20 protein-coding genes are annotated in these 22,235 nt (G+C 68.3%); 2 read left to right on the top strand and 18 right to left on the bottom strand.

The genetic code is table 11. The features are described from left to right. Nucleotide 1: 1 nt before the first annotated feature. From ftsA to ACW9TV_RS05540, 18 genes are all read right to left on the bottom strand, one after another. Nucleotides 2-1,309, bottom strand: coding sequence for a cell division protein FtsA (gene ftsA, locus ACW9TV_RS05625; RefSeq protein ID WP_494304869.1), 1,308 nt, complete (start codon nt 1,307-1,309; stop codon nt 2-4). Then, the gene (locus tag ACW9TV_RS05620; RefSeq protein WP_494304868.1) at nt 1,309-2,271 is read right to left on the bottom strand and encodes a cell division protein FtsQ/DivIB; all 963 of its coding nucleotides are present in this window, start codon (nt 2,269-2,271) and stop codon (nt 1,309-1,311) included. Before ACW9TV_RS05620 ends, ftsA begins: the two co-directional genes overlap by 1 nt. After that, nucleotides 2,268-3,215, bottom strand: coding sequence for a D-alanine--D-alanine ligase (locus ACW9TV_RS05615; RefSeq protein WP_494304867.1), 948 nt, complete (start codon nt 3,213-3,215; stop codon nt 2,268-2,270). Before ACW9TV_RS05615 ends, ACW9TV_RS05620 begins: the two co-directional genes overlap by 4 nt. Further along, nucleotides 3,212-4,120: a UDP-N-acetylmuramate dehydrogenase gene (murB, locus tag ACW9TV_RS05610; protein ID WP_494304866.1), complete on the bottom strand. Its 909-nt coding sequence runs from the start codon at nt 4,118-4,120 to the stop codon at nt 3,212-3,214. The genes ACW9TV_RS05615 and murB overlap by 4 nt, the downstream gene beginning before the upstream one ends. Beyond that, complete coding sequence (gene murC / locus ACW9TV_RS05605) at nt 4,120-5,541, bottom strand: UDP-N-acetylmuramate--L-alanine ligase (protein WP_494304865.1); 1,422 nt, start codon at nt 5,539-5,541, stop codon at nt 4,120-4,122. Before murC ends, murB begins: the two co-directional genes overlap by 1 nt. Then, nucleotides 5,538-6,644, bottom strand: coding sequence for an undecaprenyldiphospho-muramoylpentapeptide beta-N-acetylglucosaminyltransferase (murG, locus tag ACW9TV_RS05600; RefSeq protein ID WP_494304864.1), 1,107 nt, complete (start codon nt 6,642-6,644; stop codon nt 5,538-5,540). Before murG ends, murC begins: the two co-directional genes overlap by 4 nt. Beyond that, nucleotides 6,641-7,822 carry an FtsW/RodA/SpoVE family cell cycle protein gene (locus ACW9TV_RS05595; RefSeq protein ID WP_494304863.1) on the bottom strand — a complete coding sequence of 394 codons (1,182 nt, stop codon included), beginning with the start codon at nt 7,820-7,822 and terminating at the stop codon, nt 6,641-6,643. The genes murG and ACW9TV_RS05595 overlap by 4 nt, the downstream gene beginning before the upstream one ends. After that, complete coding sequence (murD, locus tag ACW9TV_RS05590; RefSeq protein ID WP_494304862.1) at nt 7,819-9,120, bottom strand: UDP-N-acetylmuramoyl-L-alanine--D-glutamate ligase; 1,302 nt, start codon at nt 9,118-9,120, stop codon at nt 7,819-7,821. The genes ACW9TV_RS05595 and murD overlap by 4 nt, the downstream gene beginning before the upstream one ends. Further along, entirely contained in the window at nt 9,121-10,191 is a 1,071-nt protein-coding gene (mraY, locus tag ACW9TV_RS05585; RefSeq protein ID WP_494304861.1) for a phospho-N-acetylmuramoyl-pentapeptide-transferase, read from the bottom strand. Next, nucleotides 10,188-11,549: a UDP-N-acetylmuramoyl-tripeptide--D-alanyl-D-alanine ligase gene (locus ACW9TV_RS05580; protein ID WP_494304860.1), complete on the bottom strand. Its 1,362-nt coding sequence runs from the start codon at nt 11,547-11,549 to the stop codon at nt 10,188-10,190. The genes mraY and ACW9TV_RS05580 overlap by 4 nt, the downstream gene beginning before the upstream one ends. Then, a complete protein-coding gene (locus ACW9TV_RS05575; protein WP_494304859.1) occupies nt 11,546-13,045 on the bottom strand; it encodes a UDP-N-acetylmuramoyl-L-alanyl-D-glutamate--2,6-diaminopimelate ligase in 1,500 nt (499 codons plus the stop codon). The genes ACW9TV_RS05580 and ACW9TV_RS05575 overlap by 4 nt, the downstream gene beginning before the upstream one ends. Then, a complete protein-coding gene (locus tag ACW9TV_RS05570; RefSeq protein ID WP_494304858.1) occupies nt 13,042-14,802 on the bottom strand; it encodes a peptidoglycan D,D-transpeptidase FtsI family protein in 1,761 nt (586 codons plus the stop codon). Before ACW9TV_RS05570 ends, ACW9TV_RS05575 begins: the two co-directional genes overlap by 4 nt. Nucleotide 14,803: 1 nt before the next feature. Further along, entirely contained in the window at nt 14,804-15,439 is a 636-nt protein-coding gene (locus ACW9TV_RS05565; protein ID WP_494304857.1) for a hypothetical protein, read from the bottom strand. Nucleotides 15,440-15,441: 2 nt separating this feature from the next. Then, nucleotides 15,442-16,371, bottom strand: a complete 930-nt coding sequence (rsmH, locus tag ACW9TV_RS05560) for a 16S rRNA (cytosine(1402)-N(4))-methyltransferase RsmH (protein ID WP_494305043.1) — start codon at nt 16,369-16,371, stop codon at nt 15,442-15,444. A 35-nt stretch (nt 16,372-16,406) separates the two neighbouring features. Then, nucleotides 16,407-16,982, bottom strand: a complete 576-nt coding sequence (locus tag ACW9TV_RS05555) for a division/cell wall cluster transcriptional repressor MraZ (protein WP_494304856.1) — start codon at nt 16,980-16,982, stop codon at nt 16,407-16,409. 209 nt (nt 16,983-17,191) lie between these two features. Then, nucleotides 17,192-17,977, bottom strand: a complete 786-nt coding sequence (locus tag ACW9TV_RS05550; protein ID WP_494304855.1) for a hypothetical protein — start codon at nt 17,975-17,977, stop codon at nt 17,192-17,194. 18 nt (nt 17,978-17,995) lie between these two features. Then, nucleotides 17,996-18,301, bottom strand: coding sequence for a hypothetical protein (locus tag ACW9TV_RS05545; protein WP_494304854.1), 306 nt, complete (start codon nt 18,299-18,301; stop codon nt 17,996-17,998). A gap of 136 nt (nt 18,302-18,437) precedes the next feature. Then, nucleotides 18,438-19,430 carry a cysteine synthase A gene (locus tag ACW9TV_RS05540; RefSeq protein ID WP_494304853.1) on the bottom strand — a complete coding sequence of 331 codons (993 nt, stop codon included), beginning with the start codon at nt 19,428-19,430 and terminating at the stop codon, nt 18,438-18,440. A 102-nt stretch (nt 19,431-19,532) separates the two neighbouring features. Here ACW9TV_RS05540 and ACW9TV_RS05535 point away from each other — a divergent pair, with 102 nt between their 5' ends. Together ACW9TV_RS05535 and ACW9TV_RS05530 are read left to right on the top strand one after the other, a co-directional pair. Further along, nucleotides 19,533-21,020, top strand: a complete 1,488-nt coding sequence (locus ACW9TV_RS05535; RefSeq protein ID WP_494304852.1) for an ABC transporter substrate-binding protein — start codon at nt 19,533-19,535, stop codon at nt 21,018-21,020. Continuing rightward, on the top strand, nt 21,017-22,192 hold the full coding sequence (locus ACW9TV_RS05530) for an acetyl-CoA C-acyltransferase (protein ID WP_494304851.1): 1,176 nt from the start codon (nt 21,017-21,019) through the stop codon (nt 22,190-22,192). The genes ACW9TV_RS05535 and ACW9TV_RS05530 overlap by 4 nt, the downstream gene beginning before the upstream one ends. Nucleotides 22,193-22,235 lie beyond the last annotated feature (43 nt).

Below are 22,235 nucleotides of genomic sequence, written 5' to 3'. Positions count from 1 at the left end.
ATCAGATCTGGCGTTTCAGGTGGTCGAACAGGCGGAAGAAACCGGATTTCGGCGTATCGCGGGCCGGGGCGCCCCGGCTGCGCGGCACCGCCATGCGGGCAAGATCGAGCCGCGGCTGACTGCCGTGCAGGATCAGCCCGGCCAGGGTGGCAAAGGCTGCGGTGGACTGGGCTTCGGGCAGGCCGATCAGGCCGCGCGGGCGGCCGATGCGGACATTGCGCGACAGAACCCCTTGCGCGAAATCCGCGATTCCGCGCAGTTCCGCGCCGCCGCCCGTCAGCACCACCTGCCGACCGGCCGGGCCGGTGAAGCCGATGTGCTTCAGCGCCTGCTCCACTTCGCCGAAGATCAGGTCCAGACGGGCGCGTATCACGGCGTTCAGTTCCGAACGGGGCACGCGCCGGGCTTCCTGCCCGTCTTCGGGATCCAGCGGCGGCACTTCGATCATGTCGTGGTTGTCACGCGGAGAGGTGGTGGCCGCGCCCGACAGCGTCTTCAGCCGTTCGGCGGCCGCACGGCGGGTGCCGAAGCTGGCGGCAATGTCGGCGGTGATGTCGCCCGCACCCATCGGCAGGGAAACTAACCCCGCCAGCATGCCCCCGCCATGCACGGCGACAGTGGTGACGCCCGCGCCGATCTCGATCACGGCGACGCCCAGCTCGCGTTCCTCGTCGTTCAGGACGGAGGCCGACGCCGCGACGCCGGAAGCGACGATTGCCTCCACGCCCAGATGCGCGTTGCGGACGGCGAGATCGAGGTTGCGGCAGGGCGGCGTTGCCGCCGTCAGCACATGAATGTCAACCGCCAGCCGGTTCGCGTGGAAGCCGCGCGGGTTGGTGACGCCGTCCAGTCCGTCCACGGTGTAGAGCGTGGGTTCCGCATGCAGAGTGGTGCGGCCGGCCTTGCTGATCGTCTCGTCGATGCGGGCGCGGCCCTGCGCCAGCAGCGCACCCATGTCCTCTTCCGAAATGCGATGCCCGGCGATGTCGATCTCCACCGAGGTCACGTCACTGTCCAGCCCGCCGGCGGACAGGTTGACGATGACGCTCTCGATCTCGACCCCGGCGGCCTTTTCCGCCTGCATCATGGCGGCACGGATGGCGGTTTCCGTCTTCGCCATATCGGCGACAAGGCCGCGTTTCAGCCCATTGGAGGCGCGCACGCCGGCGCCGATCACGCGCGGCTGATCCTGGCCGTCGGCCATGGCAACAAGCGCGGCGACCTTCGACGAGCCGACATCGATCGCCGCAATCACACGCTCTGCGCGGGGCTTTAGCAACTGGGTCGGGTTGAGAACCGCAACGGCCATCAGATCACGACCTCCTCTGGTTGGGGCTGGGCCGAACGCGCCATCTGCATCGGCTGCGCGGCACGGGGCTGTGTTCCGGCGATCGCCGCAGGCGGCTGGGCCGGCTGCGGTTGCGCCGGCTGCGGATTGGCGCGCGGCTTGACCGTCTGCCCCGGATCGGTTTCCACCCGCACCACCATCTTGTCAGGGATGCGGAAATCGAAGCGGACGAAGCCCCGCCCCAGCAGCGGGCTCTGTGTGTTGAGATCCGCGAAGCGCAGCCAGGAAGCGGCGGCGGCGGCGCCTTCCGGCAGGGAGATCGTTTCCCCCGATTTCATCCGCACATCCCATCGGCGGTCGCCTACCCAAACCGCGGCCTGAACATCGCCGGACAGATCCGGGCGGCTGGCGATGATCTTCAGGATGGCGGGCGCCTGCAGCCGGGCCCGCTCGCCCACCAGCAGCGGCAGCTGTGCGAAGGGGGCAAGGTCAGAGGCTGGCAGCACCTGCCCTTCCGCATCGATCAGGCGGATCCGGCCCTGCCATTGCCACAACGCGGCGGGCTTGCGCTCGATCACGGTGATATGCAGCCTGTCCGGCCAGCGGCGCTGGATCTCGGCATCCTTCACCCATGGAAGGGCGACAAGGCGGCCGCGCATCTCGTCCAGATCAGCCAGCAGCATCGAATCCGATCCGCCCTGCAGCAGCTCGCGATAGATGGAAAGGCGCGGCTGGTTCCGCGCCCCTTCGATTTCCACCTGCCGCACCACGAAGCCCGCGCTGGAAGCCGCCGTGGCAACCCCCATGGTCGCGTTGCGCGGCAGCCCGGCGGCAACCGCCCACACGATCGCCGCCGCGCTGCCCAGCAGGACGACACTGCCCAGGATCAGCCGCCAGGCCGTGCGCGGCGCGACGGGAATCGCAACCGGCTGCGCTGGCGCCTTGCGGGGGGCGGATTGCGGGCGGGGCTTGCGCGCGCTCATGCAAGCGCGCTTTCGATCAGGCGGCCGACCAGCGCCTCATAGCTGATGCCGCGCACCTTCGCCTGCTCCGGCACGAGGGAGAGCGGCGTCATGCCGGGCTGGGTGTTCACTTCCAGCAGATAGAGCCCGTTCGGCCCTTCGGCCGGATCATAGCGGAAGTCCGAGCGGGAGACGCCCCTGCAGCCCAGCGCCCGGTGAGCGAGCGCGGCCTGCTCCAGCGCCATCACCGTGATCATCGGCGGAATCTCGGCCGGACACACATGCAGGGTGCGGCCGTCGGTGTATTTCGCCTCATAATCATAGAAGCCCGACGTCGGCTTCAGTTCCGTCACCGCGAGCGGCTCGCCCACGCCGGACGGCAGATGATCCAGCACGGCGACCGTCAGTTCCAGACCAGCGATGAAGGGCTCGGCCAGCAGTTCGGGATAATGGGCCCAGGGGCCCGGCGCGGTGCAGGCGATCGGGGTGCCGTAATTGGATTCGGCGGTCACGATGGCGACCCCCACCGAGGAGCCCTCGTTCACGGGCTTCAGCACATAGGGGCGCGGCAGCGGATCGCGTTCGAACAGCGATTCCGATCGCACGATGCGCCCGCCCGGCATCTTCACGCCGGCAGGGACGAGGATCTTCTTGGTCAGTTCCTTGTCGATGGCGATGGCGGAGGTGGTGACGCCCGAATGGGTATAGCGGATGCCCATCAGGTCCATCAGGCCCTGCACCGTGCCATCCTCGCCGGGGGTGCCGTGCAGCGCGTTGAACACGACATCGGGCTTCGTCGCCAGCAGGCGTGCCGGGAAGGTGGCCCCGTCGGCGGCCGTCGCGCCCAGGTCCAGCTCCGTCACGGCATGGCCAAGCGTCCGCGCGGCCTCGGCAATGCCCTTGCCCGACACCAGGCTGACTTCGCGTTCCGCGGACCAGCCGCCTTTCAGAACGGTGACCCTCATGGCTGGATCCCCACCCGCTGGATTTCCCAGTCCAGCGTCACGCCGGATTTCGCCTTCACGCGGCGGCGGACTTCTTCGCCCAGCGCTTCGATCTCCGCGCTTGTGGCGTCGCCCGTGTTGATCAGGAAATTGGTATGCTTTTCCGAAACCTGCGCGCCGCCAAGCGTCAGGCCCCGGCACCCGGCCTCGTCAACCAGCTGCCAGGCCTTGTGGCCTGGCGGGTTCTTGAAGGTGGACCCCCCGGTCTTCGTGCGCAGCGGCTGGCTGCCTTCCCGCGCCTCGGCGATGCGGTCCATCTCAGCCTGGATGGCGGCCGGATCGCCGGGCTGTCCCCGCAGGGTCGCCGCGATCACGATGGCGCCGTCCGGCAGTTCGGAATGGCGATAGGTATAGCCCAGCGCGGAAAGCGGAAGCGTCACCTGCTCGCCGGAGCGCAGCAGCACGTCGGCGGAAAACAGAATATCCGCCACCTCGCGGCCATAGGCCCCGCCGTTCATGCGCACGAAGCCGCCGACAGTGCCGGGAATGCCGCGCAGAAATTCCAGGCCGGCGATGCCCGCGTCCCGCGCGGCGGACGAAACCGCGATGCCCGAAGCACCACCGCCAGCCCGCAGCGTGGTTTCATCCAGACGCTCGACCGCGCCGAAGGCCTTGCCCAGCCGCACCACCACGCCGGGCACGCCGCCGTCGCGCACGATCAGGTTGGAGCCGAGCCCCAGCGCCATCACCGGCATCGCCGGATCCAGATCACGCAGGAAGGCCGCCAGATCGTCGGCGTCCTTCGGCTCGAACAGCCATTGCGCCGCCCCGCCGGATTTGAACCACACAAGCGGCGCCAGCGGCGCATGCGCCGTCAGCTTCCCGCGCGGGGTGGGGATGGTGGCGGGTCGGGCTTCCAGCGCCATCATGCCGCCTTCGCTGTTTCCAGCGCACCCTGCAGGTTCGCGGCCCATTTCGTGATGTCGCCCGCGCCCAGACAGATCACCATGTCGCCCGCGCCCAGCAACGGGGCAAGCGTGGGGGCAAGATCCGCCTCGCCAGAGACGGTCAGCACCTGCCGGTGGCCGGAACGGCGGATCGCATCCGCCAGCGCCTCGTGGGAAATTCCCTCCAGCGGCGGTTCGCCCGCCGCATAAACGGGCGCGACAATGACGGTGTCGGCGTCGTTGAACGCCGTGCGCCACTCCTCGAACAGGTCACGCAGGCGGGTATAGCGATGCGGCTGCACCACCGCGACGACCCGGGCGCGCGCGCCTTCGCGGGCGGCAGCCAGCACGGCTTTCACCTCCACCGGGTGATGGCCGTAATCGTCGATGATCGTCACCACGCCGTCGCCCAGAGGGAACTCGCCCACCTTGGTGAAGCGGCGCTTCACGCCCCCGAACTTCGCGAACCCGGCACGGATCTGGTCCTCTACGATGCCAAGCTGATCCGCGATTCCGATCGCGCCCAGCGCGTTCAGCACATTGTGGCGGCCGGGCATGGGCAGTTCCAGCCCTTCATAGCGACGTTCGGCCGTCCCCGGTGCGCGCAAAGTCACGTCGAAGCGGTTGCCGCCGGGGATCGGCTGCACATTGTCGCCGCGGATGTCGGCCTGCCCTGCGAAACCGTAAGTGACGATGCGGCGATCCGAAACCGACGGGATCATCGCCTGCACCTCGGGATGATCGAGGCAGAGCACCGCCGCGCCATAGAAGGGCACCTTCTGGATGAACTGGCGGAACGCGGCCTTCGCCGTTTCGAAATCGCCATAGTGATCCAGATGCTCGGGATCGATGTTGGTCACGATGGCGAGCGTGGGCGGCAGGCGCAGAAAGCTGCCGTCGCTCTCGTCGGCCTCCACCACCATCCATTCGCCGTCGCCCAGCCGGGCGTTGGAACCATAGCTGTTGATGATGCCGCCGTTGATCACCGTCGGGTCCAGGCCGCCGGCATCCAGCAGCGCGGCGACCATGGAGGTCGTCGTCGTCTTGCCATGCGTGCCGGCCACGCAGACGGTGGACTTCAGTCGCATCAGTTCCGCCAGCATCTCCGCGCGGCGCACCACGGGCACGCGCCGTTCCAGCGCCAGATCGACTTCGGGATTGCCCCGCTTGATCGCGGTGGAAACGACCACGACGGCGGCGTCGCCCAGGTTTTCGGCCCTGTGGCCGATATGAACGGTGATGCCCTTCTTCCTGAGGCCCTGCACCACATAGCTTTCGGCGATGTCGGAACCCTGCACGGTGAAGCCCAGGTTCGCCATCACCTCCGCGATGCCGGACATGCCGATGCCGCCGATGCCGATGAAGTGGATGGGTCCGACGGCCTTGTTGAACACGCTCATGCCGCCTTCCTTCCAAGCGCGCGCACTTCATGTTCGACCAGATCGGCCAGCCGCCCGGCGGCGTCCGGAATTCCCAGGGACCGCGCCGCGGCGGCAGCGGCCGAAAGCGCCTCGGGGCTGTTCAGGAAACCTTCGATATGGCCGGCGATCATCGCGGCAGACGCCTTTGCCTCGGAAATCAGGAAGCCGCCGCCTGCCTTCACGAAACCGGCGGCATTCGCGCTCTGGTGGTCGTCGGTCGCGGCAGCAAAGGGGATCAGGATGGCCGGACGGCCCACCGCCATCAACTCGGCCATGGTGGAGGCCCCTGCCCGACTGACGACCAGGTGGCTGGCGGCAAGCCGTTCGGGCAGGTCTGCCATGTAGGTCTGGCAATCCGCCTCGACGCCGGCCGCGCTGTAGGCCTCTGCAACGTCCGCCAGATCTTCCGCACGGCACTGCTGGGTCACGTGCAGGGCGCTGCGATGATGGGCCGGCAGCGACGCAATCGCCTGCGGCACCAGGCGGGCCAGGATCCGCGCGCCCTGGCTGCCGCCGACGACCAGAATCCGGAAAGTCTGGTTGGCGGCCGGCGCATGGAACACGGAATCGCGCGCCTTCAGAATGGCTTCGCGCACCGGGTTGCCGGTGTGATGCGCCTTGCCCGGCTGTTCGAGGAAGGCGGTTTCGGCATAGGTAAGCGCGATGGCCGACACCCGGCCCTGCAGCTTGCGGTTCACCCGGCCCAGCACGGCATTCTGCTCGTGCAGAACGCAGGGCAGCTTCAGCGACACGCCCGCCAGCAGGCCCGGAAGCGACGGGTAGCCACCGAAGCCGACAACCGCGTCCGCGCCCACCTCGGCGGCGATGCGCCGCCCTTCCGCCCGACCCTTCCAGATCGCGATCGCCGCCTTCGCCCATGCGACAGGGTTCAGGCCCGAAGCCGTCGCGCTGGCCAGCACATGACGATCCACCGACCCGAACAACCCGGGAAAGCGCAGGCCGCGCGCGTCCGTCAGCAGCGTGACCCTGTGGCCGCGCCGCAGAAGTTCTTCCGACAGGGCATGGGCCGGGATCATGTGCCCGCCCGTGCCGCCGGCCGCGAGGATGACGGACAGGCTCATGACAGGGCTGCGCCCGGCTGGAGATAGGGGCTGGCCTTCAGATGGCGGTTGCGCCGCGTCAACGCCAGCAGAAGCCCCATCGCGATGGTCGTCGCGAGGAAACTGGAGCCGCCGTGACTGACCAGCGGGAGGGTCATCCCCTTGGATGGAGCAAGCGCCAGATTGACCGACATGTTGATGAGCGCCTGACCCCCGAACTGCGCGACGAGGCCCGTCGCTGCGATCAGCGTGAAGGGGTCGTCTTCGTCCAGAAGTTGTAGCAGCACACGAAGGACAATCGCAAGATATAGTAAAGCGAGCGCGAAGCAGGCGATCGCCCCGAACTCTTCCCCGATCACCGAGAAGATATAGTCCGTATGTGCTTCGGGCAGATGGAATTTTGCCGTTCCTTCACCCGGCCCGGCACCGTAAAGGCCGCCCGAACGGAAGCAATCCAGTGCGCGATCGACCTGATAGGTGTCGCCTTCCCCATGCAGATATCCGTCGATCCGGTTCCGAATGTGCGGCTCGAACTGATAGGCGATCACAAGCCCGCCGAGCAGCCCGACGACAGCAAGTCCCAGCACCAGCAGCGGCAGCCCGGCCAGCACAGCCTGCACAAGCCAGACCGCGATCACCAGCGCAGCCTGGCCGAAATCCGGCTGGATCACCAGAAGCCCGACGATCGCGGCCAGCACGAAGCCGCCCGCCGGGATTACCGGCAGCGACCTGTCCTCGAACTTCAGCGCGAACAGCCAGGCGGTGCCCACCACGAAGAAGGGCTTCAGGAACTCGATCGGCTGCATCTGGAATCCGGGAAGCTGGATCCAGCGGACGGCGCCGTTCTTCTCTGCCCCGATCAGCGGAACAAGCATCAGCAGCACGAAGAAGACGACGAAGCCGCCCAGCGCGAAGCGGCGCGCGCTTTCCTTCGTCAGCATCGAAACGGCCAGCATCAACGGCACACCCGCCGCCACCCACATCAGCTGCCGCCACAGGAAATGCAGCGGCGGCACCACGACAGAGCCGCCCGACAGCCTGAGGGCGGCCGCCGGAGAAGCAGCGGCGACCCCGATCAGCCCCACGCCGATCAGCACCAGCAGCATGAACAGTAACGGGCGGTCGATGGTCCAGAACCAGCGGGCGATCGGGCTCTTGTCTGCGCGGCCGAAGGAGATGGGGACGCCGGCGATCTTCACGCGGAAAGGCCTTTCACCTGATCCCGGAAAGCGGCGCCCCGGGCTTCATAATCGCTGAACTGGTCGAACGAGGCGCAGGCCGGCGACAGCAGGACCGTGTCGCCCGGAACAGCCGCGGCGTGCGCGGCCTCCACCGCGACCTTCAGGCTTCCCGCGTTCACGACCGGCAGCAACGGCTTCAGGATGCGCTCGAACAGGGGCGCGGCCTCGCCGATCACATAGGCGGCCTTCACATGGGCCAGATGCGGCAGGCAGGCATCCAGTTCCGCGGTCTTTGCCTGACCGCCCAGGATCCAGTGCAGCCGGTCAAACGCCTGAAGCGCCGGGGCGGCGCTCGTGGGGTTGGTGGCCTTGCTGTCGTTCACATAGCGCACACCGCCGACAGAGCCGACGATCTCCATCCGGTGCGGCAGGCCTGGGAAACTGCGCAGCCCGGCCTCGATCACAGCGTCGGACAGGCCGAGGATGCGCGCAACCGCCACTGCACAGACGACATTCTGCGCGTTGTGCGGGCCTTGCAGCGCGGGCCAGTGCGCCTGCGCCCCAGGGTCCACATCTGCCGCGGAAACGGCGACCTTCACGATTCCAGCGGGCAGGTTTGCGGCCGCCGCACGGGTGTAGCTATCGTCGGTCGCGATCACGGCATGGGCGCCCGGCCGCTGCATCGCGAACAGCCGCGCCTTGGAGGCCGCATAGCCCGCCATGCCGTCGTAGCGGTCCAGATGGTCGGGGGTCAGATTGGTATAGACGGCGACATCACACGCCAGCGTCTGCGCCAGATCGATCTGGTAGCTCGACAGTTCCACCACATAGACGCCGCCCTGCGCCAGCGGCTCCGCATCCAGAACCGGCAGGCCGATGTTGCCGCCCAGCCGCGCCGTCACCCCGGCCTGTTCCAGCAGGTGGTGAATCAGCGCCGTGGTGGTGGATTTGCCGTTTGTGCCGGTGATGCCGACCAGCCGGTGCGCGGGCAGGGTTTCGCGCGCCTGCTGCCACAGCTCCATGTCGCCCAGGATCGGGGTGCCGGCTTCGCGGGCGCGCGCCGCCAGCGGATGGCGGTTCAGCGGGACGCCGGGGGATACGATCAGACCATCCACACCGGCCAGGTCGAGGCTGGCGAAATCGGCCAGCAGAAGGCCGGGAAATTCCGCCAGCGCCTTTTCCCGCGCGGCTGGCGCTTCGTCCCAGGCGATGGCCTCCGCGCCCGAGCGCTGAAGGAACCGCAGCGCCGACAGCCCCGACCGCGCGAGGCCATAGACGGCGAACCGCTTGCCGCGAAGGGCGGGGGCGGCCAGCATCTAGCGCAGCTTCAGCGTGGCGAGGCCGGCAAGCGCCAGCACGATGGAGATGATCCAGAAACGGATCACCACCGTCGATTCCGGCCAGCCCAGCTGTTCGAAATGGTGATGGATGGGGGCCATCTTGAAGACGCGCTTGCCCGTCATCTTGAAACTCGCCACCTGCACGATCACGGAAACCGCTTCCAGAACGAACAGGCCGCCCACCACCACCAGCACCAGTTCATGGTTGGTGATGACGGCGATGGTGCCGATGGCGCCCCCCAGCGCCAGGCTGCCGGTGTCGCCCATGAACACGGCGGCGGGTGGCGCGTTGAACCACAGGAAGGCAAGGCAGGCCCCGATAAGCGCGCCCACGAACACGATCAGCTCGCCCGAGCCGGAAACGAAATGCACGCCCAGATAATCGGCGAACACGGCATTGCCGACGAGGTAGGCGATGATGCCGAACGTCATCGCGGCGATGATCACCGGCATGGTCGCCAGCCCGTCCAGCCCGTCCGTCAGGTTCACGGCGTTGCCCGCGCCCACGATCACCAGCGCCCCGAAGGCGATGTAGATCCAGCCGAGGTCGAGGCCGGTATCCTTCAGGAAGGGAAAATACAGCGTGGTGCCCCCGAACAGGGAGACATAATAGGCGGCGGAACCGGCGATCAGGAACTCCGCCAGCAGCCGCACCTTGCCCGAAACGCCGGCCGAGCTGCGCTTCGTCACCTTCGCATAATCATCCAGGAAGCCGATGATGCCGAAGCCCAGTGTCACGAACAGCGCCGCCCACACGAAGGGCTTGTCCCATTCCATCCACAGCAGGGTGGAAATGGTCAGGCTGATCAGGATCTTCAGCCCGCCCATGGTGGGCGTGCCCTTCTTGGAGAAGTGGGATTGCGGCCCGTCCTCGCGGATGGGCTGCCCCTTGCCCTGCTTCACGCGCAGCCAGATGATGAAGCGCGGGCCGATCAGCAGGCCGATGAGAAGCGCCGTCATCAGCGCCGCGCCCGACCGGAACGTCAGGTAGCGGACGACGTTGAGGACGCCGGGAAAGCCGAGCCATTCGGCGAGGTGGAAGATCATTGGGCGGCCTCCTTCAGAGCCGACACGAGCCTGCCGAGACCGACGGAGTTGGACCCTTTGACGAGAAGCACGTCGCCGTCGCGAAGCGTGGCGCGCACCCAATCCAGGGCGGCGGCTGCATCGCTGAGATGGGAAGCGCCTTCGGCCTTCAGAGCGGCCATTTCGGGGCCGACGAGGGCGAGTTCGGCCACTCCGGCCTCGGCGATCGGAGCGGCCAGCGCCGCATGGCGCGCCTCCGTCTCCTCGCCTAGTTCCCGCATCGCCCCCAGCACGGCGAGCCGCCGCTTTGCCGGGCTGTCCCGAAGCACAGCCAGCGCCGCCGCCATGGAGAGCGGGTTGGCGTTGTAGCTTTCGTCGATCAGCAGCGCCTCGCCACCCGGAACCCGGATGCGGAGTCGGGCGCCCCGGCCGGGCAGATCGTTCAGCCCGCCGAGCGCAAGCCCAGCCTCGGCCAGATCGCCGCCCGCCGCCTTCACCGCCGCAAGGACGGCCAGTGCGTTGTTCACCCAGTGCCGACCCGCCATGCCGATCGTGCAATGCACCTCTTCGCCCTGCACATCTGCGACAAGGGCTGTGGAAGTCGGGCCGACATCCGCCTGGAGGACGCGGACGTCGGCCCCTTTCTTCCACCCGAAACTGATGCTGTTCGCGGCATGCCGGGCCGCCGCGTCCGCCAGAAGCGGCGCATGATCATTGTCGGCCGGCCAGATCGCCGTACCGCCGGGCTCCAGCCCCTCGAAGATTTCCGCCTTGGCCGCCGCGATCTGGGCCTCTCCGCCGGGAAAGTTGGCGATATGCGCGGATGCAACCCAGGTGATGAGCGCCACATGCGGCCGCACGAGCCGCGTCAGCGCCGCCAGTTCGCCCATGTGGTTCATGCCCATCTCGAACACGCCGAAGCGGCTGTCCGCGGGCATCCGGGCCAGGCTGAGCGGCACGCCCGTATGATTGTTGTAGCTCTTCACCGAGGCATGGGTGGCCTCGGGCGCAATGCGCTCGAACGCCAGCCGCAGGGCCTCTTTCGTGCCCGTCTTGCCGACGCTGCCGGTGACGCCCAGGATGGTGGCCCCGGTGCGCGCCCGGGCGGCCCTGCCAAGCGCCTGCAGCGCCAGGAAACTGTCAGCCACCCGCACATGCGGATGCGGAACCGCGCGTTCGACAAGAAAGCCCGCCGCCCCGCGCGCGGCGGCCATTTCCACGAAGCTATGGCCGTCGGCCTGCTCGCCGCGTATGGCCACGAACAGTTCGCCGCCGATCACTTCGCGGCTGTCGAAGGTGACGCCCTCCACCTCGAACGCGGCTGAAAGCGTGCCGCCGGTCGCAGCCGCGATGTCGGCGCCGGTCCAAAGCGGGGTCATCGCCCGGTCCTTTCATTTGCCGCGGACTGCCCCTTCGGGTCCGCTTCGCTTCCCCCGCGCGAAAGATCCCGCGCGGCTTCGCGCGCCACCTCGGCATCGTCAAAGGGCAGCACATCGGTTCCAACGATCTGCCCCTGTTCATGGCCCTTGCCTGCCAGCAGCACCACATCGCCTTCCCGCGCGACCTGCAGCGCGGCACGGATGGCGTCTGCCCGGCCCGGCAACTCCTGCGCGCCGGGCGCGGCCGCCAGGATCGCGGCGCGGATCGAAGCCGCATCCTCGGTCCGGGGGTTGTCGTCTGTCACGATGGCCAGGTCCGCGTCGCGCACGGCGATGGCACCCATTTCCGGGCGCTTGCCGCGATCCCGGTCTCCGCCGCAGCCGAACAGCAGGATCAGCCGGTTGGCGGTGTGCGGGCGTAGCGCGGCGATCGCCGCTTCCAGCGCGTCCGGCGTGTGCGCATAATCGACATAGACCGGCGCGCCCGATGGCGTGATCACCGCCCGTTCCAGCCGCCCGCGGACGCCCGAAACCCGGCCAAGATCAGCCAGTGTCTTCCTCGCGTCGCCGCCGGTCGCGATCACCAGGCCCGCCGCGACCAGCGCATTGGCCGCCTGGTAGCCGCCGATTAACGGCAGCTTCACCAGATGCGCCATACCGCCGGCTTCAACCGTCAGTGTCTGGCCCAGCAGAGTCGGCACCCGCTTCACCAGCTTAAGCGCTTCGCCGTCCGGCCCCACCGTCAACAGCTTCAGGCCGCGCGCCTTCGCCGCCTCGATCACCCGCGCGTTATAGTCCGCGCCTGCCGAATCCCGGTCCAGCCACACCACGGCCGCGCCATCCGCATCCACAACCTCGGTGAACAGCCTGAGCTTGGCCTCGAAATAGGCCTCCATCGTTTCATGATAATCCAGATGGTCGCGCGTCAGGTTCGTGAAGGCAGCGGCCTTCACCGGCAATCCCTCGGTCCGATACTGGGCGAGGCCGTGGGACGACGCCTCGAACGCCAGATGGCTTATGCCCTCCAGCGCAAGGCCGTGCACGTTGGACAGGAAGGTGACGATGTCGGGCGTCGTCAGCCCGCCGGATCCAGCCTTGTCCTGCCCGGCCGAGGTAATCACCCCCAGCGTCCCGATCGAGGCCGCGCGTTCGCCCGCCAGATGCCACAACTGGCGGGCGAGTTCCGCCGTGCTGGTCTTGCCGTTGGTACCGGTGACGGCGGCGGTGACGGCCGGGAACGGCGCGTAGAAGCCGGCCGCCAGCCGCGCGAACAGACGGCGTGGCTCCGCGTCGGCGATGTGCAGCGCGCCTTCCACCCTGGCCTCGGGGCGGGCAACGACCGCGATGGCGCCCGCCTTCACGGCATCCGCGATCACGCTTTCGCCGTCGAAGCGCGCGCCCCGGAAGGCGCCGAATACCGTGCCCGGGGCCACCTTCCGGTGATCGATGGCGAAGCCCGTGATGCGGGCGCGGACGGGGGCCAGCGGATCCGTCATTGGGCCGCCCCCTCCAGCGGAGGCAGGCCGGCGGCAGCCCGGCGCATGGCGTTCGGGTCGCGCTTCACGTCGCGCGGCTTGTAGAGCCCCTCGAACATGGAAAGGTCCGGCTCCGACGCACCGCTGGTATCTGGCGCGACGCCCAGAACCGGGGCGATCCGGTTCACCACCCGCTTGAACACCGGCCCCGCGACCGAACCCGCCATGCGCGAGCCGACCGTGGGATCGTCCACCATGGTGATCACCACATAGCGCGGATTGTCCATCGGGAAGGCCCCGGCGAAGGTGGTGATGTTGCGCCGTTTGTCGTAGCCGCGGCCGTTTTCGAGCACCTTTTCGGCGGTGCCCGTCTTGCCGCCCACGCGATAGCCTTCGGCATCAGCCTGGCGGCCCGTGCCGTCCAGCACGGCAAGGCGCAGCATTCCGTTCAGATAGCGCGACGTGCGTTCCTGGAACACGCGACGGCCGGGACGTTCCGCACCCTCGGGCACCTTCAGGAACGTGGCCGGGCGATAGATGCCGCCGTTCACCAGCGCCGAATAGGCCGTCGCCAGATGCAGCGGGGTCACGGCGATGCCGTGGCCGAAGCCCACCGTCAGCACCGAGGACAGACCCCAGTTGTTGGCCGGCGGTGTCAGCGGGCGGCCGGCTTCCAGCAGTTCGCCCGGCGCGCGATCCATCATGCCCAGTTGCCGCAGGAAGGATTCCTGCCGCTGCCGGCCCATGCGCTCGGCCATCTTCGCGGTGGCGACGTTCGACGAATAGATCAGCGTTTCGGGCACGGTCAGCGGATAGCCCTTGGGGTGGCTGTCCGAGATGCGGAACCGGCCCACCGCGATGGGCGTGGTCGGGAAGCGCTCGTCCATGCGCGGCAGCACACCCGCGTCCATCGCCATCGCAATGGTGAAGCCCTTGAAGGTCGAGCCCAGTTCATAGACCCCCAGCGTCGCCCGGTTCATGTGGCTTGGCATCCCGATCAGGCCGCCCGGCCGATTGGAATCAAAGGCCGGAAGAGAGGCAAGCGCCAGAACCTCGCCGGTGTGCACATCCATCACCACGCCCGCCGCACCGCTGGCCTTCTGCAGATCCATCTGCGCCTTCAGTTCGGATTCCAGCGCCTGCTGCACCCGCACGTCCATGGAAAGTGCCAGCGGCTGATCCAGCTTCGCCGGATCCGTCAGCCGGGCTTCGAATGCACGCTCGATGCCGCCTTCGCCGCGCCCGTCGATACCGGTGTAGCCAACCAGATGTGCCGCAAGGCCGACATGCGGATAAAGCCGCTCGGCCTCACGCTCCAGGGTCAGGCCGGGCTCGCCCAGGCGGCGGATGGCTTCGGCCTGTTCGGGCAGGATGCGGCGCGTGATGTAGCGGAACTTGCCGTCATGGTAGATGGCCGCCCGGATCGCCTCTTCCGGCCGTTCGGGAAGGATGCGCGCCAGTGCCGCGACCAGCGCCTCCTTGTCGCCCATGATGTCACGCGGGCGCGCGGCCAGCGCATAGGCTTCGAAGCTGGACGCCAGCGTCACGCCGTTGCGGTCCACGATCTCCGCGCGGATGTTCGGATTCGCCGCAACGGGCATCGCGCGGCGGGGCGGCCCGTCGAACAGGGACAGCTCCATCAGGCGCACACCCAGCAGCCCGGTCATGGCGATGAACAACAGGATCCCGATCGCCAGGCGCTGGCGCGCGATCCCCAGGGCCATCTGTCGATGACCGGGAAGGCGAACGGCAACGCGGGGCGCGGCGGCGGGGCTCATGTCAGCGGTTGGGGCCTCCCGCGGTTCCGAAGTTCATTTCCACTTCGCGCAGCAGATCGGCCGGCGCTTCCGCCGGGCGCTCGATCGCGGGCCGGTCGACGGCGGGCAAGGCCGCCAGCACCGGCGCAGGGCGTGCGGCCGGGGCAGGCCGGGGCGGAGCCTCCGCGTGCACCAGCAGGGCGCGCGGCGCGGCGGGCGCAGCAGGGGCAGCAGGCGCCAGATCCCGCACCGCAAGCTGCACGCGCGGCTGCGCAGCGGGCGGGGTCGCCGCTTCGATCGGATCGCCATAGGCGGCCAGTTGCACCGGATTCGCCAGATATTGCGTGGCGCTGATCGGCACCATGCCCAGCACACTGTCGTTCCAGCGCTGCAGCTGCGGCATGCGCATCCGCACGCGCAGTTCCGCTTCCAGCGCCTTCAGATCGGCTTGCAGGCTGGCATTCTGCCGGGCCAGCTTCTCAACCTCGCGGCGTTCGGCCGCGACCTTCAGCGAAAGGGAATAGCTCGTCACCGCAACGGCGATCGTGCCGGCCACCAGCCAGGCGGTCGATGCCCAGGTCCGCCGACCGGCGGATTTCTGCGGCGCCTCGCCGCCCCAGCCACGGGCGTCCGGCATCTGGCGCATCATGCTAGCCATGCTCACCTCCCCTTGTTTTCATTGTCGCGCGGCCGACGGCCCCAGGCGGGTGACGACGTGCGGCGGGCCCAGCGCAGCGTGGCCGAGCGGGCGCGCGGATTGGCCGATACCTCGGCGTCGGACGGGCGCTCCGCACGGGCGGGGCGCTCGAAACTGGGGGGCTGTGCCGCAACCGATACGGGCAGATGCCTGGAACCGGACGGCAGGCTGCCCGATCGCTCGGCGAGGAAACGTTTCACGATCCGGTCTTCCAGGCTATGGAAGCTGACGACGGCAAGACGACCGCCGGGCTTCAGCACCGCCTCGGCCGCCTCCAGTCCGCGCTCCAGCTCGCCCAGCTCGTCGTTGACCCGGATGCGGATCGCCTGGAAGCTGCGGGTGGCCGGGTCGCGCTTCGTGTCGCGGGGGGCCTTCACCACGCGGCGGATCATGGCGGCAAGTTCGCCCGTCGTGTTGAACGGCCGATCGGCAACAATGGCGCGGGCGATCCGGCGGGCGGCGGGCTCCTCGCCATAGTGGAACAGCACGTCCGCGATCTCGGCTTCCGAGGCCGTATTCAGGAAATCGGCCGCGCTTTCGCCACTGCCCGACAGCCGCATGTCCAGCGGCCCGTCAGCCTGGAAGCTGAGGCCATAGGCCGGATCGTCCATCTGGATCGAGGAAAATCCGAGGTCGAGCGCCACTGCATCCACACAGCCCTCGCCCAGCTCTTCGGCCATGTGGGCGAAGGTGTTGTTGTACAGGCGCAGGCGCGGCGCGTAACGGGCAACCATCGGCGCGGCGCGGGCAATGGCGCGCGGATCGCGATCAAAGCCGTCGACTTCGGCGCCGGCCTCCAGCGCGGCCCGCGCATAGCCGCCGCCGCCGAAGGTGCCGTCCACCATGCGCGCACCAGACCCAATGGACAGGGCCATCATCACCTCGTCCAGCATCACGGGAACATGGGTGAGGCCCGAAGCCCCGGCGTTCACTGCGCCCTCCCGGCGAGAAGCGCCCTGACCAGCTTCACCACACGGGGATCCTGCCCCTCCTGCGAGAGGAACACCTCGGGCGACCAGATCTCGAAATGATGGCCCAGCCCCATGAACAGCACGGTCGTGCCGATCTCGCCCATCTCCCGCATCAGGGGCGACAGGATGATGCGGCCGTTGTCGTCATATTTCAGATGCTCGGTCGCACCGAAGATCGAGCGCGACTTCAGGTTGCGGCCAGGTCCGAAATCGGCGGCGAACTCCTCGTCCAGCCGGGCCTCGATCCGCTCGAAATAGGTGACGTCATAGCCGATCAGACAGGGCGAATGCTCGTCCGGGCCGATCACCATTTCCCGAGTCTGGCTTCGCGCCTCGATGGTCTCGCGCAGGGGCGCAGGAACGGACAGCCGATGCTTGGCATCGACTCCGTTCACATAAGTCCCTGAAAAATACCCGCGAATGACCCGATCCCCTCTTTTCGGGTGTGCGGGCGCCGGTGTTCTGCGGGGCGGGGGAATGCCTTCACGAAAACAGCCTGGTCGCCTGCCAGCCCTGTGGAAAAGGGATAGCATGGGCTTTCATGGGTATTCAATGGGATTTTATGGTCAAACCGACATCAAGCCTCGCAGGTAATTGATTTTTAACCTTTTTCTGAAAGGGTGGATTATGCGGGAAAATTGCAAACAACTGTGGATAAGTCTGTTGGGGAACGGGTGCCCGGCAGGCCCCTCAACGCGGCGCCCATCGAAGCCCATGCGGTTCCACATCATCGGTCGATGCGTCAGGGCAATGGTTCGGCGACGCGGAACGCATAGCGCCGTGCCGCGCGCACGCTTTCCAGCGTGTCGGATGTCAGGCGCAGGTGATAGCGACCATCGCCGTCGGATACCTGCTGCAGATCGATCACGGCGCCGTCCGTCAGCTTCACGCGCAGCATCCGGGCCCCGCCCCAGCTGACAGAGGCGCCGGCCACGAAGTCCTTCGCCGTCAGGTCGGCCAGGATCCGCGCCACCTCGACCGTGTCTTCGGGCGACAACAGCCTTGGCCCCTCGGGCGTCAGCTCCTCGACAGCCGCGATCCGGTCGGCCGGCACGCGCGGCGCCTTCAGCGAAGACCAGGCCGACGGCCACAGCGGCAGCGCGGGGGGCCTTTCGATCGCCAGTCGCGTACCAGCCGGCCGGGCGCGCGCCTGCGAAGCCCAGAAATCCGCTTCGGCCAGCGGCCGGCCCGCCGCATCGGACAGACGCAGCCTCAACGGCTCGCGCGTGTCCGGCCCTTCGTCCGCTGCAACCGGTCGGCCGCGCAGATCCGCCAGCCGGTCGAGCGCGGCCGAAACGCGCGCCGCGTCCGCCGGCGCGTCGGCCGCCGAGGGGATGATCCAACCGCCGTCCGAACCGCGCGCCAGCAGGACGCGCGCATCACCCCGCGCCAGTTCGACCCTTGCGACCGCATCGGGATCGAATGCCGGAACCACAGGCTCCGTCCCGCGGGACTGCCACAGGTGCTGGCCGCCAAGCAGCAGCATCGGCGCCAGCAGCAGCGCCAGCACAAGGCCCCGGCTGTTCATCTGAAAGAGATCTCGCCCTCAGATTGCGACGGGTCGACTCTCGCCCTGAAGCGCGGAGCCGGGCGCCCCGAACAGACCGTCACTGTCCGAGGAGGGGGCAACAGACGGCTGCTGCACAGGCGGCGGCGGCACAGGCTGCGCCTGAGACGTCTTGTCGCTGCCGGGGGCAACGCCGAGTTGGGCAAGGGGCTCACCAGGCTCAGAAGCCTGTTCAGCTTCGACCCTGGCCTGCTGCGCCGGGTCTGGCGCGAACAGAAGCGAAGCGACCGCCGTGATCAGAAATACGGCAGCCAACCCCGTGAGACCGGCACGGATGCGATCCATGCGCACTATGTAGGGGGGCCGGAACCGAAAGTCGAGAAGCAGCTTTCCATCCGCGCAAATCCTGACGCGGGCTGGTTTGGCGTCAGTCCTGACGCGGGCCTCTTCGGCGTCAGTCCTGACGCGGGCTTCTTCGGCGTCAGTCCTGACGCCAGGGCGGCAGGGGCAGCCCCTTCTGCCGCACCCAGTCCGGATTCCAGATGGTCGAGAGATAACGGCTGCCATTGTCGCACAGGATGGTCACGATACGCTTGCCCGGCCCCAGTTCGCGCGCAAGGCGTTCGGCACCGGCCACGTTGATCGCGCTGGACAGGCCAAGATGCAGCCCGTCCCGCGCCATCAGTTCGTGCAGGATCGGAAACGCCTCCTGGTCGGAAACGCGAAAGGCAATGTCGATGGGTGCGCCTTCAAGGTTGGCGGTGATCCGGCTCTGCCCGATGCCTTCCGCGACGCTGTTGCCGTCCGCCTTCAGTTCGCCGGTGGTGAAATAGCTGTAGAGCGCGGCGCCATCCGGATCGACAAGGCCGATGGTCACGTCGGGGTTCAATTCCTTCAGCCCCAGACCGACGCCCGCCACCGTGCCCCCGGTACCAGCCGCGCAGATGAAACCGTCCACACGGCCGTCCATCGCCTCGTGAATCTCTGGCGCGGTGGATTTGATGTGAGCGAGCCGGTTGGCGACATTGTCGAACTGGTTGGCCCAGACAGCCCCGGGCATGTCGTCCGCCAGCCGGCGCGAAGTGTGCACATAATGGCCGGGATTCGCATAGCTGGTGGCCGGCACCAGCACCAGTTCCGCCCCCAGCGCCCGCAGTGCGTCCTTCTTTTCCTGGCTCTGCGTTTCCGGCATCACGATCACCGTGCGATACCCGAGCGCGCCGCCGATGACCGCCAGGCCGATGCCGGTGTTTCCGGCCGTCCCCTCCACGATGGTGCCGCCCGGCCGCAGCGCGCCGGAAGCTTCCGCATCCCGGATGATCCACAGCGCGGCCCGATCCTTGACCGACCCGCCGGGATTCATGAATTCGCATTTCCCGTAGATGTCGCATCCCGTACGCTCGGATGGCCCCTTCAGCCTGACGAGGGGAGTCTGGCCGACAAGGCCGGCGATGTCGTTCGATACCCTTGGCATGAACCCTTCCTACCACGCCTGCCCCGGCTTTCCAGCGCCCCGGCGGCATAGCAAAATCATGCAGCTTGAAAGCCGGGGCATTTGCCGCGATTGGCCCATGCCATGGCCCGCCGCCGTTCCATCATCTGCCTGCTTGCGCTGCCGCTGCTGCTGGTCGCCTGCCGGGGCGAGGAGGAGGAGGCGCCGCCCCTGCGCGTGGATGCCGTTGGCGAACGGGCGGCGCGCCAGCTGGTAGCCGATGCGGTGAACGCGGGGCTCACCGCGCGCGACTCGGCTGGGCTCGTCGTTCCCGGCCTCGCCCAGAGCTGGCGCGTCTCGGACGATGGGCTGTCCATCGTGTTCCGCCTGCGGCCGGCCAGCTTCGTCGGCGGCGCGGAGGTGAAGGCGGCCGATGTCGTCGCCGCGCTCGATCGCGCCCGGCGCGGAGGCGCGGGCGCGATGGCCCGGGATCTGCTGGCCGGCGTGACGGAGGTGAATGCCCCGCTCGACACTGTCGTCGAATTGCGGCTTTCAACACCGCAGCCCGAACTTCTGGAACTGCTGGCGACACCACCGCTCGCCATCCGGTCCCGCCGGGGCCGGGAAACCGCGGGCGCTTTCCTGGCCGCGCCGCGACAGGCGGGCGACACGGCCACGCTGCTGAAAGCGAACCCCCGCTATTTCGGGGCGGAACAGATGCAGCTTCGGGCGGCAACCGTGTCGCCCCATTCCGCCGACGCGGCCATCCAGCGCTTCAACCGGGGCGAAAGCGATCTTGTGCTGGGCGGCGGGCTCGACGGGCTGGGCTCGGCCCGCGTCACGACAAAGCGGGAAACGCTCAAGCTCGAACAACCGCGCGCGGCGCTGCTGTTGCTGGTGAACCATCGACAGCCCCCGCTCGACGACGTCCGCGTTCGCCAGGCCCTGCAGATCGCGATCGACCGCACATCGCTCGGGGAATCCTTCTTCGGCACCCGCAGCGCAACGGAGGTCCGCGCGCTCAGCCCGACCAACATCGCAGGCTATGCCCCGCCGGAACCGGACTGGGTCTCCAGGCCCTTCGTGGGGCGGCAGGAAGATGCACGCCGCCTGCTGACGGAAGCCGGCTTCGATCCGGCTGCCAGGCGTCTGAAACTTGTCGTCGGCATCGGCCAGTCGGAAGGCGAAGCCCGGATCGTTGAACTGGTCGCGCGCGACCTCGCCGCCATCGGCGTCGACCTGTCGCTGGAACGGCGCGACCCCGAAGGCCGGCGCCGTGCGATCGCGCGCGGCGAGTTCCAGCTGGCCCTGCAGCAGCTGGAAACCCCCGTGGACAGCCCCCTGCCCTTCCTGTGGCCCTATCTGTGCAACCGCAACGGCCATGGCGTCTGCCTGCCCGAAGCAGACCGGCTCTATGCCGAAAGCTGGAAGGCCCCCACCCGCGCCGCGCGCCTGCGCGCCCTCGCCGCCGCCGAAAAACTGTGGACGGACGATGTCGCCGCAATCGGGCTGGTGCAGCCGCTGGGCTGGGCGCTCGTATCCCCGCGCGTCGCGGGCTTCACCGCCAACAGCGGCGGCAGCCATTCGCTGCGCCACCTGTCCATCGATCCCAGCCGGAGATTCCTGCCATGACTTCCCCCACGGACATCGTCATCACCGCCGCCCGCCGCACCGCCATGGGCGGCTTCCAGGGCGATTTCCGCGATGTGACCGCGCCCGAACTGGGCGCCGCCGCGCTCAAGGCCGCCGTCGCTGATTCCGCCCTCTCCCCCACGGACGTCGAGCAGGTGGTGATGGGCTGCGTCCTCCCCGCCGGCCAGGGCCAGGCCCCCGCCAGGCAGGCCGCGCTGAAGGCCGGCCTCGATCTCGGCACCGCCTGCGTCACCCTCAACAAGATGTGCGGGTCCGGCATGAAAGCCGTGATGGACGCAGCAGACGCGCTGAAGGCCGGCAGCGCCGACATCATCGCCGCCGGCGGGATGGAGAGCATGACCAACGCCCCCTATCTGCTGCCCAAGGCGCGCGGCGGCTACCGCATGGGCCACGGCCGGGTGATGGACCACATGTTCCTCGACGGCCTCGAGGACGCCTATGAACCCGGCCGCGCCATGGGCACCTTCGCGGAGGAAACCGCTCGCGCCTACCAGTTCACCCGCGAAGCGCAGGACGCCTACGCGCTGGAAAGCCTCGCCCGCGCCCAGTCGGCCATCGCCACCGGCGCCTTCGCCGCCGAAATCACCCCCGTTGCCGTCAAGGCTGGCGAAATCCTCATCGATGAACAGCCCGGTAAGGCACGCCCGGAAAAGATCCCCACCCTGAAGCCCGCCTTCGCCCCGGACGGCACCGTCACTGCCGCCAACGCCAGCTCCATCTCGGACGGGGCCGCCGCCCTTGTCCTGATGCGCCGTGAAACCGCCCAGGCCCGCGGCCTCACCCCGCTGGCCACCGTCCTCGGCCACAGCGTCCACGCGCAGAAACCCGCCCTCTTCACCACCGCCCCCGTTCCCGCCATGCAGAAACTCATGGCCCGCCTGGGCTGGAGCGTGGAGGGCACCGACCTCTTCGAAGTCAACGAAGCCTTCGCCGTCGTCACCATGGTCGCCATGCAGGAACTGGGCATCCCGCATGCCAGGGTGAACATCAACGGCGGCGCCACGGCGCTGGGCCATCCGATCGGCGCGTCGGGCGCCCGCATCCTCGTCACCCTCATTCACGCCCTGCAGAAACGCGGCGGCGGCAGGGGCGTGGCAAGCCTGTGCATCGGCGGCGGGGAAGCGACGGCGGTGGCGCTACAGGTCCACTGATGCACTGCAAAACAAGCCGCTTCCACGCCCCCCGGCTTGCTGT

The sequence above is a fragment of the Sandaracinobacter sp. T42 genome (assembly GCF_059115405.1).
This window is presented reverse-complemented; position numbering and strand designations above follow the sequence as displayed.

Coding starts and splice junctions, on each gene's coding strand:
- murD (WP_494304862.1), bottom strand. CDS start 9,120: ATGCTGGCCGCCCCCGCCCTTCGCGGCAAGCGGTTCGCCGTCTATGGC.
- murB (WP_494304866.1), bottom strand. CDS start 4,120: ATGGCGCTGGAAGCCCGACCCGCCACCATCCCCACCCCGCGCGGGAAG.
- ACW9TV_RS05535 (WP_494304852.1), top strand. CDS start 19,533: ATGGCCCGCCGCCGTTCCATCATCTGCCTGCTTGCGCTGCCGCTGCTG.
- ACW9TV_RS05570 (WP_494304858.1), bottom strand. CDS start 14,802: ATGAGCCCCGCCGCCGCGCCCCGCGTTGCCGTTCGCCTTCCCGGTCAT.
- ACW9TV_RS05530 (WP_494304851.1), top strand. CDS start 21,017: ATGACTTCCCCCACGGACATCGTCATCACCGCCGCCCGCCGCACCGCC.
- murC (WP_494304865.1), bottom strand. CDS start 5,541: ATGAGCGTGTTCAACAAGGCCGTCGGACCCATCCACTTCATCGGCATC.
- ACW9TV_RS05545 (WP_494304854.1), bottom strand. CDS start 18,301: ATGGATCGCATCCGTGCCGGTCTCACGGGGTTGGCTGCCGTATTTCTG.
- ftsA (WP_494304869.1), bottom strand. CDS start 1,309: ATGGCCGTTGCGGTTCTCAACCCGACCCAGTTGCTAAAGCCCCGCGCA.
- mraY (WP_494304861.1), bottom strand. CDS start 10,191: ATGATCTTCCACCTCGCCGAATGGCTCGGCTTTCCCGGCGTCCTCAAC.
- ACW9TV_RS05620 (WP_494304868.1), bottom strand. CDS start 2,271: ATGAGCGCGCGCAAGCCCCGCCCGCAATCCGCCCCCCGCAAGGCGCCA.
- murG (WP_494304864.1), bottom strand. CDS start 6,644: ATGAGCCTGTCCGTCATCCTCGCGGCCGGCGGCACGGGCGGGCACATG.
- rsmH (WP_494305043.1), bottom strand. CDS start 16,371: ATGCTGGACGAGGTGATGATGGCCCTGTCCATTGGGTCTGGTGCGCGC.
- ACW9TV_RS05615 (WP_494304867.1), bottom strand. CDS start 3,215: ATGAGGGTCACCGTTCTGAAAGGCGGCTGGTCCGCGGAACGCGAAGTC.
- ACW9TV_RS05580 (WP_494304860.1), bottom strand. CDS start 11,549: ATGACCCCGCTTTGGACCGGCGCCGACATCGCGGCTGCGACCGGCGGC.
- ACW9TV_RS05550 (WP_494304855.1), bottom strand. CDS start 17,977: ATGAACAGCCGGGGCCTTGTGCTGGCGCTGCTGCTGGCGCCGATGCTG.
- ACW9TV_RS05555 (WP_494304856.1), bottom strand. CDS start 16,982: ATGCTATCCCTTTTCCACAGGGCTGGCAGGCGACCAGGCTGTTTTCGT.
- ACW9TV_RS05565 (WP_494304857.1), bottom strand. CDS start 15,439: ATGGCTAGCATGATGCGCCAGATGCCGGACGCCCGTGGCTGGGGCGGC.
- ACW9TV_RS05575 (WP_494304859.1), bottom strand. CDS start 13,045: ATGACGGATCCGCTGGCCCCCGTCCGCGCCCGCATCACGGGCTTCGCC.
- ACW9TV_RS05540 (WP_494304853.1), bottom strand. CDS start 19,430: ATGCCAAGGGTATCGAACGACATCGCCGGCCTTGTCGGCCAGACTCCC.